This window comes from Pseudomonas sp. AP3_22 TE3818, assembly GCF_053628995.1.
In genome coordinates this window covers 5,183,520-5,196,703 of sequence record NZ_JBRJHL010000001.1, presented here as the reverse complement: position 1 = coordinate 5,196,703, position 13,184 = coordinate 5,183,520, and the positions used below count along the sequence as shown (strand labels likewise).

General features: G+C 60.0%; 14 protein-coding genes. 4 read left to right on the top strand and 10 right to left on the bottom strand.

Going from position 1 to position 13,184, the window contains the following annotated elements; all coding sequences use genetic code 11:
- Positions 1–23 precede the first annotated feature (23 nt).
- Positions 24–671, top strand: coding sequence for a pyridoxamine 5'-phosphate oxidase (pdxH, locus tag AB7M25_RS23740; RefSeq protein ID WP_429387255.1), 648 nt, complete (start codon positions 24–26; stop codon positions 669–671).
- A 5-nt stretch (positions 672–676) separates the two neighbouring features.
- On the opposite strand, the gene AB7M25_RS23735 is transcribed toward pdxH, so the two are convergent.
- Positions 677–913 carry a hypothetical protein gene (locus AB7M25_RS23735; protein ID WP_429387253.1) on the bottom strand — a complete coding sequence of 79 codons (237 nt, stop codon included), beginning with the start codon at positions 911–913 and terminating at the stop codon, positions 677–679.
- Between the two features lie 165 nt (positions 914–1,078).
- Between AB7M25_RS23735 and AB7M25_RS23730 the strand changes: the two genes are divergently transcribed.
- Positions 1,079–1,543 carry an outer membrane lipoprotein gene (locus AB7M25_RS23730; protein WP_429387251.1) on the top strand — a complete coding sequence of 155 codons (465 nt, stop codon included), beginning with the start codon at positions 1,079–1,081 and terminating at the stop codon, positions 1,541–1,543.
- 164 nt (positions 1,544–1,707) lie between these two features.
- On the opposite strand, the gene AB7M25_RS23725 is transcribed toward AB7M25_RS23730, so the two are convergent.
- Positions 1,708–2,157 carry a hypothetical protein gene (locus tag AB7M25_RS23725; protein WP_429516945.1) on the bottom strand — a complete coding sequence of 150 codons (450 nt, stop codon included), beginning with the start codon at positions 2,155–2,157 and terminating at the stop codon, positions 1,708–1,710.
- 208 nt (positions 2,158–2,365) lie between these two features.
- Positions 2,366–3,553 (bottom strand): Na+/H+ antiporter NhaA, encoded by a 1,188-nt coding sequence (nhaA, locus tag AB7M25_RS23720; protein ID WP_258684486.1) that lies wholly within the window; start codon positions 3,551–3,553, stop codon positions 2,366–2,368.
- Positions 3,554–3,800: 247 nt separating this feature from the next.
- Between nhaA and AB7M25_RS23715 the strand changes: the two genes are divergently transcribed.
- The gene (locus AB7M25_RS23715) at positions 3,801–4,898 is read left to right on the top strand and encodes a PLP-dependent cysteine synthase family protein (protein WP_429387335.1); all 1,098 of its coding nucleotides are present in this window, start codon (positions 3,801–3,803) and stop codon (positions 4,896–4,898) included.
- Between the two features lie 109 nt (positions 4,899–5,007).
- On the opposite strand, the gene AB7M25_RS23710 is transcribed toward AB7M25_RS23715, so the two are convergent.
- From AB7M25_RS23710 to AB7M25_RS23700, 3 genes are all read right to left on the bottom strand, one after another.
- On the bottom strand, positions 5,008–6,621 hold the full coding sequence (locus tag AB7M25_RS23710) for an NAD(P)/FAD-dependent oxidoreductase (protein ID WP_454238063.1): 1,614 nt from the start codon (positions 6,619–6,621) through the stop codon (positions 5,008–5,010).
- Positions 6,622–6,716: 95 nt separating this feature from the next.
- Complete coding sequence (locus tag AB7M25_RS23705) at positions 6,717–7,385, bottom strand: COG3650 family protein (RefSeq protein ID WP_429387245.1); 669 nt, start codon at positions 7,383–7,385, stop codon at positions 6,717–6,719.
- Between the two features lie 178 nt (positions 7,386–7,563).
- Complete coding sequence (locus AB7M25_RS23700) at positions 7,564–8,163, bottom strand: short chain dehydrogenase (protein WP_429516947.1); 600 nt, start codon at positions 8,161–8,163, stop codon at positions 7,564–7,566.
- 106 nt (positions 8,164–8,269) lie between these two features.
- Between AB7M25_RS23700 and AB7M25_RS23695 the strand changes: the two genes are divergently transcribed.
- The gene (locus AB7M25_RS23695; protein WP_429387242.1) at positions 8,270–9,178 is read left to right on the top strand and encodes a LysR family transcriptional regulator; all 909 of its coding nucleotides are present in this window, start codon (positions 8,270–8,272) and stop codon (positions 9,176–9,178) included.
- Between the two features lie 173 nt (positions 9,179–9,351).
- Here the strand turns inward: AB7M25_RS23695 and AB7M25_RS23690 are convergent, their stop codons facing one another.
- Genes AB7M25_RS23690 through livH form a run of 4 tightly spaced genes read right to left on the bottom strand, consistent with a single transcriptional unit; the run spans position 9,352 to position 12,994 of the window.
- Positions 9,352–10,053 carry an ABC transporter ATP-binding protein gene (locus AB7M25_RS23690; protein ID WP_015093834.1) on the bottom strand — a complete coding sequence of 234 codons (702 nt, stop codon included), beginning with the start codon at positions 10,051–10,053 and terminating at the stop codon, positions 9,352–9,354.
- Positions 10,054–10,821, bottom strand: coding sequence for a high-affinity branched-chain amino acid ABC transporter ATP-binding protein LivG (gene livG / locus AB7M25_RS23685; RefSeq protein ID WP_007976644.1), 768 nt, complete (start codon positions 10,819–10,821; stop codon positions 10,054–10,056). It abuts the gene before it with no gap.
- Positions 10,818–12,074: a high-affinity branched-chain amino acid ABC transporter permease LivM gene (locus AB7M25_RS23680; RefSeq protein WP_104450618.1), complete on the bottom strand. Its 1,257-nt coding sequence runs from the start codon at positions 12,072–12,074 to the stop codon at positions 10,818–10,820. Before AB7M25_RS23680 ends, livG begins: the two co-directional genes overlap by 4 nt.
- Positions 12,071–12,994, bottom strand: coding sequence for a high-affinity branched-chain amino acid ABC transporter permease LivH (gene livH, locus AB7M25_RS23675; protein ID WP_104450617.1), 924 nt, complete (start codon positions 12,992–12,994; stop codon positions 12,071–12,073). Before livH ends, AB7M25_RS23680 begins: the two co-directional genes overlap by 4 nt.
- Between the last annotated feature and the right edge of the window lie 190 nt (positions 12,995–13,184).

The window sequence follows — 13,184 nt, the reverse complement described above, 5'->3', positions numbered from 1 at the left end:
TCGTTAACCAAAAGGAATGCGCCATGACCCAGGGCCTGGCTGATATGCGTCGTGACTACACCCGTGACGGCCTGACCGAGGCACAAGCCCCGGCCGAGCCGTTTGCGCTGTTCCACCAGTGGTTCGCCGACGCGGTGAAAACCGAGCAGGCGCCGGTGGAAGCCAACGCCATGACCCTGGCCACCGTCGACCAGGACGGTCGACCGCACTGTCGCATTCTGTTGCTCAAGGGCCTGGACGAGCAGGGCTTCACCTTTTTCACCAACTACGAAAGCGCCAAGGGCCAGCACCTGGCCGCGAATCCGTTCGCGGCCATGACGTTTTTCTGGCCGGCGCTGGAGCGCCAGGTGCGCATCGAAGGGCGGGTGGTGAAAGTGACGCCCGAGGAGTCCGACGCCTATTATCAGGTCCGTCCATTGGGCAGTCGCCTGGGGGCCTGGGCATCGCCGCAGAGCCGGGTGATCGCCGATCGTGGCGAGCTCCAAGCGCTGCTCAAGGACACCGAGCAACGTTTCAGCGACACACAGCCCCATTGCCCGGAACACTGGGGCGGTTATCGCCTGTTGCCGGAGCGCATCGAGTTCTGGCAGGGCCGCCCAAGCCGCCTGCACGACCGCCTCAATTACCGCCAGCAGGGCGCCGACTGGATTCTTGAACGTCTGGCACCCTGAGCAGTCTACCGATCGGGATAGCCTGCCGCAGCGGCCTCCAGCCACTTCGGCAGGTCTCGACGCTTGATTTTCTGCGCCTGGGCACTCGCCAACCGTTCGAGCATGAAGGCTTTTTTCTGCTCGTCCTTGCCCGCCAGCGCTAGCGCCAGGTCGCGGTCCATCCAGCGTTTGATCCGCACGTACAGCCACCAATGGAAGTACAGTCCAGCGACGGTAGTAACGAAAATGATAAAGTAGTCCATGAAAATCCTTGGCCGGTGGGGCGGTTTTCCGATTTTGCCGCTACTGTGTGAGTTCGTGGAGGCACCTTAACGGAGCCTGAATCAAAGCAATTTTACCCGGGCGGTGCCGTGACAGGCGTCAAGCTGCGGGGTTTAATGAACATCTGTTTCTTTGGAGTTGATGCTATGCGTAAGTCTGTTCTGCTGGTTGCTTCCTTTTCCACGATGGCGATGTTGCTCACTGGTTGCCAATCGAACCTGACCGGCGACTCCTACTCCCGTGACGAGGCGCGTCGCGTGCAGACCGTTCGCATGGGTACCATCGAAGCATTGCGTCCGGTGAAAATCGAAGGCACCAAAACCCCGATCGGCGGCGCTGCAGGCGCAGTGGTTGGCGGCGTTGGCGGCAGCGCCATCGGTGGCGGCAAAGGCAGTATCGTTGCTGCGGTCATCGGCGCAGTCGCTGGCGGCCTGATCGGTTCGGCCGCAGAAGAGGGCATGACCCGCACCCAGGGCGTGGAAATCACCGTGCGCGAAGACGATGGCAGCATGCGCGCCTACGTTCAGGAAGTTCAGCCGAACGAAGTGTTCCGTGTTGGCGAGCGTGTGCGCATCGCCAGTGTGAATGGCACCAGCCGCGTTTCGCACTAAGCGGCAAGACGCTTAAAAGGAAACCCCCGATCAGGCGACTGGTCGGGGGTTTGTCTTTTAGGGAGGGACCACGCTATCTTGGGGGGCTGAGATGTCGCCATCCTGCCAGTTTCAGTTTTTATGTAGATGGAAGCGTCAATCTGCGAAATCGCTATTTCTCAGGGCTATCTTGATAATCTGCTCCGCTGTGAGTTCGCGAGAATTGTCCCCATCGCCAAAATACTCCCCCCCGGCCAGAAAAAAAGATCGGATATGCGCGCATCTGGAATATTGAGTTCCAACATCTTTAACCAGAAATACTGGGCATGCTCCGGTATTTCGGCATCCATGACCCGTCCGGCCATTTCGATCAGTTCAGATTGAGTAATATCTGTCAGCCGGTACTCATACGGTCCTGCCAACACCTTGCGAACCCACGTATCGTGATCCTGGCCACCGTAAATGCCTTGAAAATCGAGAAACGTCAGATTTGTCATGGCTTCGCGATTAAACTCAGCCAACTGACTCGCGGTCCCATCCCTCTCTCCACCATCAATTTCGGCTGCGAGAGCTGCAAGTCGAACAACCCTCGTTTCGTCGAGTTGCGGGGGCATCAATTCTTGGCGTAGCTCCATCATTTTCTCCCTAACTGTTTTGCTGTCGATCTGTCCCGAGTCACAGGGGCCGGAACGCAAAGTTAGCCTGGAGATTTGGAGGTTGATGCCAGCAGCGTCCGAAATGACTGCAGTACGAATCCGACAATCCTGTAGGTAACGACAGAAAGAAAAAGAGGGAGCCAATAGCTCCCTCTTTTTCCAGACATACTGATGAAGCGATTCAAGATTATGCGGTTTGCAACTCACGCTTGCGACTCGCCATCGCCGTCACCGCATAACCGATCAGCGCGGCGAGAATCGAACCGGTCAGGATTCCCATGCGGTCCATCCCGGCGAAATCACTTACGCCCGGCTCGAAGGCCAGTGAGCCGACAAACAGACTCATGGTGAAACCGATACCGCAGAGAATCGCCACGCCCAGTATCTGGCCCCAATTGGCGCCTTGGGGCAGGGCGGCGATACCGGTTTTCACGGCCAGCCAGGTCAGGCCGAAAACACCGACAGTCTTGCCCAGCAGCAGCCCGATGGCGATGCCCATGGGAACGTGATGAGTGAAGCTTTCGACGGTGACGCCGCTCAGGGACAGGCCGGCGTTGGCGAAGGCGAACAGCGGCAGGATGCCGTAGGCGACCCACGGGTGCAGGGCATGTTCCAGGGTCAGCAGTGGCGAAGGTTCGGCATTTTTTGTGCGCAGCGGAATGCAGAACGCCAGGGTCACGCCGGCCAGGGTGGCGTGGACACCGCTCTTGAGCACGCAGACCCAGAGGATCAGGCCAATGATCATGTACGGCCCGAGCTTGACTACGCCAAGCCGGTTCATCCCGATCAGCGCCGCAATACAGGCTGCGGCCAGCGCCAGGGACAGGGTCGACAGGGCACCGGAATAGAAGATCGCAATGATGATGATCGCGCCGAGGTCGTCGATGATCGCCAGGGTCATCAGGAACAGTTTCAGCGAGACCGGAACCCGTTTGCCAAGCAACGCCAGTACGCCAAGGGCGAAGGCAATGTCGGTCGCGGTCGGGATCGCCCAGCCGTTGAGGGCCGGCGGCGTGTCGCGGTTGAGGTACCAGTAGATCAGCGCCGGCACCACCATGCCGCCAATGGCCGCCGCGCCCGGCAGGACGATTTGCGATGGCTTGGACAACTGGCCGTCGAGGACTTCGCGCTTCACCTCCAGGCCGATCAGCAGGAAAAAAAGCGCCATCAGGCCGTCGTTGATCCATAGCAGCAAGGGCTTGGCGATTTTCAGTGCGCCGATCTGGGCCACCACCGGAGTGTCCAGCAGGCCGTTGTACAACCACGACAGCGGTGAGTTGTTGATGATCAGAGCCAGAACGGCAGCGGCGATCAGTAACAGACCGCTGGCAGCTTCCAACTGAAAGAAACGCGTGAAAGTGCTACGCAGAGGCAAGGTCGCTCTCCATCTGTGAATTCAAAAGGTGTTACACCCTAACAAGTACTGTTAGTTGTTAAAACAAAAGTTATATTCTTTTTTGTTATATCCCGTTACAGAGTGATCCGTCGCCAGCGAGCTGAGCCTAGCAGTTGTCGGACGTATTGGATCTCAGCTGTACCTGTGCCGGATGCAGGATTTTTCCTAAGCTTGTGGGATGGGCCTCGTACAAAGGCCAACTCCTGCCCGATTCAACGAGAAAACCATCATGAGCGACAACCGACAGTGGTCCCGCGAGGCGATCCGGATCATCGAAGCCGATTTCCAGCGCAGCGCCGACACCCACTTGATCCCCTTGCCGCTCCCGGGTTTTCCCGGCATCGAGTTGTATTTCAAGGATGAGTCCAGCCACCCCACGGGCAGCCTCAAGCACCGCCTAGCCCGTTCGCTGTTCCTGTATGCGCTGTGTAACGGCTGGCTCAAACCCGGTGCGCCGGTCATTGAAGCTTCCAGCGGTTCCACCGCGATTTCCGAAGCGTACTTTGCGCGAATGCTGGGCTTGCCGTTCATTGCGGTGATGCCGGCGACGACCTCAAAGGAAAAGATCGCGCAGATCGCCTTCTACGGGGGCCAAAGTCATCTGGTCGACGACCCGACCCAGATCTACGCCGAATCCGAGCGTCTGGCTCGTGAGCACGACGGGCACTTCATCGATCAGTTCACCTACGCCGAGCGCGCCACCGACTGGCGAGCGAACAACAACATTGCCGAGTCGATTTTTCAGCAGATGCGATTCGAGCAGCATCCCGAGCCGAGCTGGCTGATTTCCAGCCCCGGTACCGGCGGCACCACGGCCACACTGGGCCGATACGTGCGTTATCGCCAGCATTGCACCCGCGTGCTGTGTGCCGATGCCGAGCGCTCGGTGTTCTTCGATTACTACCAGACCGGCGATGCGAGCCTGCGACTGGACCACGGTTCGCGCATCGAAGGCATCGGCCGGCCGCGTGTGGAAGCGTCGTTTCTGCCCAAGGTGATCGACGCCATGGTCAAGGTGCCGGATGCCCTGTCACTGGCGGCCATGCACTACCTGGCGGAGCGCTTGGGGCGCCATGTGGGCGGGTCGAGTGGGACCAACCTGATCGGCGCCTTGATGGCCGCTCAGCACATGAAAGCGGCAGGGGAGACGGGGTCGATGGTGGCGATTCTGTGTGACAGCGGCGAACGCTACGCCACGACCTATTACGATCCGCAGTGGCTCAAGGCCCAGGGCTATGAGTTGAGTGGTTTGATGGCTGCGGTCGCGGCGACGGTGGAGCGGGGTGAGCCGCTGCCGGACTCGGTTCTGCGCGCCAATATCTGACACCCATTACCTGTAGGAGCTGGCTTGCCGGCGAGACGGGTTCGGATTCAGCATGAATGTTGGCTGATCCACCGCTATCGCTGGCAAGCCAGCTCCTACAGGGTTCCGGTCAGGCCTCGAGACCGAGGATGTCGCGGGCAACGGCTTCTGCAATCCGAATCCCGTCCACACCCGCCGACAGAATCCCGCCCGCATAACCGGCACCTTCACCGGCCGGGAACAAGCCTTTCACGTTCAGGCTCTGCATCGACTCGTTGCGGGTAATGCGCAGCGGCGAGGAGGTACGGGTCTCGATGCCGGTCAATACCGCGTCGTGCAGCGAGTAACCACGAATCTGCTTCTCGAATGCCGGTAGGGCTTCGCGAATCGCTTCGATGGCGAACGCCGGCAGTGCCAGGGCCAGATCACCCAGGGCAACGCCAGGCTTGTAGGACGGCTCGACGCTGCCCAATTCGGTGGACGGTTTGCCCGCGATAAAATCGCCGACCAGTTGCGCCGGGGCTTCGTAGTTGCTGCCGCCCAGCACAAAGGCGTGGGATTCCAGGCGTTCCTGCAGTTCGATACCGGCCAGCGGGCCGCCCGGATAATCGACTTCCGGCGTGATGCCGACAACGATCCCGGAGTTGGCATTGCGCTCGTTACGCGAGTACTGGCTCATGCCATTGGTCACCACACGATTCGGCTCGGACGTCGCCGCCACCACAGTGCCGCCCGGGCACATGCAGAAGCTGTAGACCGAACGGCCGTTCTTGGCGTGGTGCACCAGTTTGTAGTCGGCGGCGCCGAGTTTCGGGTGTCCGGCGTACTTGCCCAGCCGCGCGCGGTCAATCAGCGACTGCGGGTGCTCGATACGGAAACCCACCGAGAAAGGCTTGGCCTCCATGTACACGCCACGGCCGTGGAGCATGCGGAAGGTGTCGCGTGCACTGTGGCCGAGGGCCAGAATCACGTGCTTCGAATGGATCTGTTCGCCGCCATTGAGCTCGACGCCGACCAGTTGGCCGTCTTCGATCAACACATCGGTGACACGCTGCTGGAAGCGCACTTCGCCGCCCAGGGCGCGAATCTGCTCACGCATGTTTTCCACCACGCCGGTCAGGCGGAACGTACCGATGTGTGGTTTGCTGACGTAGAGGATTTCTTCCGGTGCGCCGGCCTTGACGAACTCGTGCAGGACCTTGCGACCGAGGAACTTCGGATCCTTGATCTGGCTGTACAGCTTGCCGTCGGAGAATGTCCCCGCGCCGCCTTCGCCGAATTGTACGTTGGATTCCGGGTTGAGCACGCTTTTGCGCCACAGGCCCCAGGTGTCCTTGGTGCGCTGGCGCACTTCGGTGCCGCGTTCGAGGATGATCGGCTTGAAACCCATTTGCGCCAGCAGCAGCCCGGCGAAAATCCCGCACGGACCGAAGCCGACGACGATCGGACGTGCGCTCAGGTCGGCCGGTGCCTGACCAACCATTTTATAGCTGACATCCGGCGCCACGTTGACGTTACGGTCATCGGCGAACCTGTGCAGCACCGCCGCCTCGTCGCGAACTTCAAGGTCGATGGTGTAGATGAAGCACAGCTCGGAGGACTTTTTACGCGCATCGTAGCTGCGCTTGAACAAGGTGAAGTCGAGCAGGTCATCGCTGGTGATACCCAGGCGCTGCACGATGGCAGGGCGCAGGTCTTCATCGGGATGGTCGATCGGCAACTTGAGTTCGGTGATTCGTAACATGGCGGGATCCGGTTCGCGGGGCGCACAACTGCGCCAGGGCGTTTGAAACCCGCGATTATAAGCCGCAAAGGCGCAGGCCCGTGAGGCTTAAACGATCAGTCGTCGCGCGATCCGCCGAAATACCCGCAGCCGCGCTGTACCTGGCCGTCGATGCGCAGCTCGGCGCTCATGTGCTGGATGCTGCCGGTGCTGCTGTCGACGCAGCGTTGCGGTGCAACCCACAGTTCAATGTGCTGGTTGTTGGCTTCGGTGCTGAGGTTGAAACGACCATCGCCCAGTTGCTCTTCGACGTAAGGCACGGCCAGCGGCGGCTGGCCGGCCCGGTCGAGGACCATGCCTTTGCCGCTGACTTTCACGCTCCACTCCGGGGTGTGGCCGGCGGCGCGCAGGATCAGCAGCTTGAAATTCGGATCCTCACACGCGTTGCTCGAGCGCTCGACGCGGTACAACTGCTCCAGATCGAGCTGGCCGTCACCACCGCTGCCCGCCACAACCCGCCCGCGCACGTCGGCAAACAGCTTGCCTTGCTTGTCCGCCAGGCTGGCCGCCTGCTGCAGGACGCTGGTACCGCCGGTGTCGTTGACCACGTAGCGGGTTGCCTGGTTGCACGGCTGGAACAGCAGTTTGCCGTCTGCCGCGGTCAACTGGCCTTGCATGCGTGTCTGGCCGACATGGGAGGCGTTCTGCTGCTCACCCTCGAACAACTGGCAAGCGGCGAACAGCGGAAGCAGGGCAACGAGGACTAAGGAACGGGCAACACGCATCTTGGGGTCTCCTGACAAGTGCCGCCACGTTACTCAGGCTGACCGTTGATCACAACCCTGCATTGCCTCGCTTTATGTAGGAACTGGCGCAGGCTGCGATCTTTTGCTCCTGATCTTGTTTGTACCTCTGAGGATCAAAGGCCAGATCAAAAGATCGCAGCCTGCGCCAGCTCCTACATTAACCGACGTGAAAGGTCTGACCTGTCTGCAGGCCTTCCACACTCTTGGCATAGGCCAAGGCCACATCCGCCGCAGGCACCGGCTTGAAGCCACGGAAGTACGGCGCGTATTTGCCCATGGCTTCGACGAGGACGTTGGGGCTGATCGAATTCACCCGCAGGCCGCGCGGCAGTTCGATGGCGGCGGCGCGAACGAAACTGTCCAGTGCACCGTTGACCAGCGCCGCCGAGGCGCCACTGCGAATCGGGTCGTGGCTGAGTACGCCGGTAGTGAAGGTGAACGACGCGCCGTCATTGGCGAAGTCGCGGCCGATCAACAGCAAATTGACCTGGCCCATGAGCTTGTCTTTCAGGCCCAGGGCAAAGCTTTCTTCGGTCATCTCGTTGAGCGGTGCGAAGGTCACGTTGCCGGCGGCACACACCAGGGCATCGAACTTGCCGGTCTGCTCGAACAATTTGCGAATCGAGGCGCTGTCACTGATGTCCACCTGAAAATCGCCGCTGTTGCGGCCAATCCGGATGATTTCGTGGCGTTGCGACAGTTCCTTGTCGACTGCCGAACCGATGGTGCCGTTTGCGCCGATCAAAAGAATTTTCATGGGGGCTGATCCTCGTATGGGTTGAACGAGGTATCAGTTTAGGGTGGTTTTTTCCGTAGATAAGCGCACTAATAGGCAACCTTTGGTTTTCAAATGGAAACAATCCATGAGCGAGATGGATGACCTGGCCGCGTTCGCCGTATTGATCGAAGCGGGAAGTTTCACCCTGGCGGCGCAGCAGCTCGGTTGCAGCAAAGGCCAGCTGTCCAAGCGTATCAGCCAGCTGGAAGCGCAGTTTTCCGTGGTGCTGTTGCAACGTACCACTCGCCGCTTGAGCCTGACCGCCGCCGGTGCTGCGTTGTTGCCCCAGGCCCAGGCGCTGGTGGTGCAAGTCGAGCGGGCGCGTCAGGCCCTGGCGCGTTTGAAGGACGACATGGCCGGGCCGGTGCGGATGACGGTGCCGGTGTCGCTCGGGGAAACCTTCTTCGATGGCCTGTTGCTGGAGTTCTCGACCCAGTATCCCCAGGTGCAGATCGAGCTGGAGCTCAATAACAACTACCGCGAATTGTCCCGGGACGGATTCGACCTGGCGATTCGCTCTGACGTGGCCCTTGACCAGAGACTGGTGGCGCGCCCGTTGCTGGCGTGGCAGGAACTGACCTGTGCCAGCCCGGCTTATCTGGAACAATACGGTGAACCGCAAACTCCCCAGGCGCTGGCCGAACATCGCTGCCTGCTCAACAGCCATTACAGCGGTCGCGAAGAATGGCTGTATCACCAGCAGCATGAGTTATTGCGGGTTCGGGTGTCGGGGCCGTTCGCCAGCAACCACTACAACCTGTTGAAGAAAGCCGCGCTGGTCGGCGCCGGTATTGCGCGCCTGCCGTCCTACTGTTTGCCAGCGGAGCTGGCGGACGGGCGTTTGCGATGGCTGCTGCGCGACTATCAGACCCGCAGCATGCCGATGTACCTGGTGCATCCGTATCAGGGCGGATTGCCCAAGCGTACGCAGGTGCTGGCGGATTATTTGATCGGCTGGTTCAAGCGCAGTGGGGAAGCGTTGGACAGGCTTTGAACCTCCACACGGATCCTGTAGGAGCTGGCTTGCCAGCGATAGCGGTATGCCGTTCAACATCTCTGTTGAATGTTTAAATGCCATCGCTGGCAAGCCAGCTCCTACAGGGACTCGTTGTTTTTTCAGGCATAAAAAAACGGCCCGAAGGCCGTTTTTTTGTTTACCGCAAAGACTCAGCCACCGAGGTACGCTTCGCGCACTTTCGGGTCGGTCAGCAGCGCTTCACCAGTGCCTTGCATCACTACCCGGCCGTTCTCCAGAACGTAGGCGCGGTCAGCGATTTTCAGTGCCTGGTTGGCGTTCTGCTCGACCAGGAACACCGTCACACCGTCCTTGCGCAGCTGTTCGATGATGTCGAAGATCTGCTGGATGATGATCGGTGCCAGACCCAGCGACGGCTCGTCGAGCAGCAACAGCTTGGGCTTGCTCATCAGTGCACGGCCGATGGCGAGCATTTGCTGTTCGCCGCCGGACATGGTGCCGCCACGCTGGTTGAAGCGCTCTTTCAGGCGTGGGAAAAGTCCGAGGACCTTGTCCATCTGTTCCTGATAGTCGCCCTTGGCGGTGAAGAAACCGCCCATCGACAGGTTTTCTTCCACGGTCAGCCGGGAAAACACCCGACGACCTTCCGGCACCACGGCAATGCTCTTGCGCATGATCTGCGAAGAGTCCTGGCCGACCAGTTCCTCACCCATGTAGCGGATGCTGCCGCTGTGGGCGCGCGGCGAACCGCAAAGGGTCATCAGCAGCGTGGACTTGCCGGCACCGTTGGCGCCGATCAGGGTCACGATCTCGCCCTGGCGGACTTCGACGTTGACGCTGTGCAGGGCCTGGATCTTGCCGTAGAAGGTGGAAACGTTTTCGAACTGCAGCATTTACGCTTCCCCCAGGTAGGCTTTGATCACTTCAGGATTGTCGCGGATCTGTTCCGGCGTGCCGTTGGCCAGGGGCGTACCCTGGTTGATCACGACGATGTGGTCGGAAATGCTCATGACCAGTTTCATGTCGTGTTCGATCAGCAGCACGGTCACGTTGTGCTCTTCACGCAGCACACTGATCAGCGCCTTGAGGTCTTCGGTTTCCTTCGGGTTCAGGCCGGCGGCCGGTTCGTCGAGCATGAGGATCCGCGGACGGGTCATCATGCAGCGGGCGATTTCCAGGCGACGTTGCTGACCGTAGGCCAGGGTGCCGGCCGGACGGTTGGCGAACTCACGCAGATTGACCTTGTCCAGCCAATACTCGGCGTACTCCATGGCCTCGCGCTCGCTCTTGCGGAACGACGGGGTCTTGAACAGGCCGGACAGGAAGTTGGTGTTCAGGTGACGGTGCTGGGCGATCAAGAGGTTCTCGACCGCGGTCATGTCCTTGAACAACCGTACGTTCTGGAAGGTGCGCACCACGCCTTTGAGGGCGATCTTGTGACCCGGCAGGCCTTCGATCGGCTCGCCGTCCAGCAGGATGCTGCCGCCGCTTGGCTTGTAGAAGCCGGTCAGGCAGTTGAACACGGTGGTCTTGCCGGCGCCGTTAGGGCCGATCAATGCCACCACTTGTTTCTCTTTCACGCTCAAGGCCACGCCATTGACCGCCAGCAAGCCGCCGAAGCGCATGCTCAGGTTTTCTACTTTAAGGATCTCGCGGCTCATTTGCGCAGCTCCATGTGAGGACGTTGCATGGGCAGCAGACCCTGAGGGCGCCAGATCATCATCAGTACCATCAAGGCACCGAACATCAACATGCGGTACTCACTGAACTCACGCATCATTTCCGGCAACAGGATCATCACCGTGGCTGCGAGCACTACGCCCAATTGCGAGCCCATGCCGCCCAACACAACGATGGCGAGAATCGTCGCCGACTCGATGAAAGTGAAGGACTCGGGTGTCACCAGGCCCTGACGCGCGGCGAAGAAGCTGCCGGCGAAACCGGCGAAGCAGGCGCCCAGGGTGAAGGCTGAAAGCTTGATGATCGTCGGGTTCAGACCCAACGCACGGCAGGCGATTTCATCTTCACGTAGCGCTTCCCAGGCACGACCCAGGGGCATGCGCAGCAAGCGATTGATGACGAACAGTGCGAACAGCGCCAGGAACAATGCGACCAGGTAAAGGAAAATCACCTTGTTGATCGAGTTGTATTCCAGGCCGAAGTACTCGTGGAACGTCTGCAGGCCTTCAGCGGCTTTACGTTCGAAGGTCAGGCCGAAGAACGTCGGCTTTTCGATATTGCTGATGCCGTTCGGGCCGCCGGTGATGTCGGTCAGGTTACGCAGGAACAGGCGGATGATTTCACCGAAGCCCAGGGTCACGATCGCCAGGTAGTCACCACGCAAGCGCAACACCGGGAAGCCCAGCAGGAAGCCAAAAGTGGCCGCCATCAGACCGGCAATCGGCAGGCAGATCCAGAAGCTCAGGCCGTAGTAATGCGACAACAGCGCGTAGCTGTAGGCGCCGACGGCATAGAAACCGACGTAACCGAGGTCGAGCAGACCGGCCAGGCCGACCACGATGTTCAGGCCGAGGCCGAGCATCACATAGATCAACACCAGCGTGGCGATATCCACCGCACCGCGAGAGCCGAAGAACGGCCAGACCAGGGCACCGGCGATCAGCGCGATGATGATCCAGCGCTGAGTGGTCGGCAGGGTCAGGAAGTTACTGGCCTTGGCCGGCATAAGGGGCATGCTTGGCGAAGAACGCCAGGCCGAGCTGATCTGCTGGTCGAACAATACCCGCAGAAACATCAGTACCGAGCACACCGCGATGGTGATCAGGGTGGCGTCGCTGGTGCCATGAACTTCGAGATTGATGCCGACGATGGTCAGCTTCAGACCGAGTACCGGGTAGGCCACGGCCCACACCAGCAAAGCGCTGAACAGCGCTTGTTTAAGATTCCTAGTCATACCTTCTCAACCTCCGGACGGCCCAGCAGGCCGGTTGGCCGGAACAACAACACCAGAACCAGCAGGCCGAACGCCACGACGTCCTTGTACTGGTCGCCGAAGATATCGGCACCAAAGGCTTCCGCCACACCCAAAACGAGCCCGCCGAGCATGGCGCCCGGAATGCTGCCGATACCGCCCAGTACTGCTGCGGTGAAGGCCTTGAGGCCGACCAGGAAACCGGCGTTCGGGTTGATCACGCCGTATTGCATGCTCAGCAGCACGGCTGCGATGGCCGCCAGCGCGGCACCGATGACGAAGGTCAGGGCGATGATGTTGTTGGTGTTGATACCCAGCAGGTTGGCCATCTTGATGTCTTCGGCACAGGCGCGGCAGGCGCGACCCAGGCGAGAACGGGAGATGAACAGCGTCAGGCCGAGCATGGCGACAAAGGTCACCACGAACACCACGATTTGCATGTAGGAAATCAGCACTTCATGTGCACCACCTGGCCCAAAGGCAAAGTTGCCCGGAATCAGGTTGGAGATGGATTTGTCCTTGGAGTCTTGCGCCAGCAGAACGGTGTTCTGCAGGAAGATCGACATGCCGATGGCAGAAATCAGCGGGATCAGACGGTTGCTGCCGCGCAGGGGGCGGTAAGCGATCCGTTCGATGCTGTAACCGTAGGCACTGGTGACGACGATGGTCGCCAGGAAAGCGGCGGTCATCAACAGCGGAACACTGTCGAGTCCCAGCATGGCCAGCCCGGCGATGGCGATGAACGCCACGTAGGAGCCAATCATGTACACCTCGCCGTGGGCGAAGTTGATCATTCCAATGATGCCGTAAACCATCGTATAGCCGATGGCGATCAGGGCATACGTGCTGCCAATGGTCATGCCATTAACCAGCTGTTGGAAAAAGTGATAGATGTCAGGCATTACAGCGCTCCTAAAAACCTGATACGCATTTCACTGGTGGAGTCATTTTCCCGCCCGAGCCCCGTGGATCTGCATCCACTTCGAATTCGGGGTTTGCCAGCGAACCGCTGATGACGGTTTTGAGATTTTCAGGTGGGGAGACTGGCGGATCACGCCAGCGCGGCCCAATACGTTCGTAAAACAAAGCCCA